Here is a 565-nt window from a genome sequence, read left to right as displayed (position 1 = left end):
GTAAGCGGCTGGCCGTCCCATAGTTGACGGGCGGACGAGGATCGCCGCGGTAGCGGCGACGTGCTCAGCGCGCGGGGTGCCAGTTGTGCGGAAGCAGTTCGTCGATGCGGCTGTTCAGCTGCGTGGGCAGCCGGGTGAGGACATCATTGAGGTAGGCCCACGGATCGTGCCTGTGTAGCTTTGCCGACTGCACCAAGCTCATCACTATCGCGGCACGCTGACCAGCGAGCGCGCTGCCGGCGAACAGCCATGCTCGACGYCCGACCGCCCACGGACGGATCAGGTTTTCCAGGCTGTTGTTGTCGACGTTCACGTCRCCGTCGAGCAGGTTGTGCGTCAACGCCTCCCAGTGGTTGAGGCTGTAGTTCAAGGCCTTGGCGGTCGAGCTGCCGTCGGGCACTCGGCTTCGTTCCAGTTGCAGCCATGCATGCAGGTCCGCCCACAGTGGCTTCGCATGGCTGCATCTTCTCGACAGCCGCTCATCGCTCGTCAGCGCCGACAGCTCTCGCTCGAGGCGGTAGATCTCCGCGATGCGACGCAGCGCCTCCTCAGCGACAGCGCTCTT

1 protein-coding gene is annotated in these 565 nt (G+C 64.8%); it reads right to left on the bottom strand.

Annotated elements, in window-relative coordinates:
- Positions 1–64: 64 nt before the first annotated feature.
- The coding region (locus tag AC1DF3_RS37070) for an IS66 family transposase (protein WP_478142824.1) at positions 65–565 on the bottom strand (501 nt) is incomplete at its 5' end.

The sequence above is a fragment of the Variovorax sp. 10N432 genome (assembly GCF_056394465.1).
The sequence above is the reverse complement of the archived record's forward strand: the minus strand, read 5'-3'. Positions and strand labels throughout refer to the sequence as shown.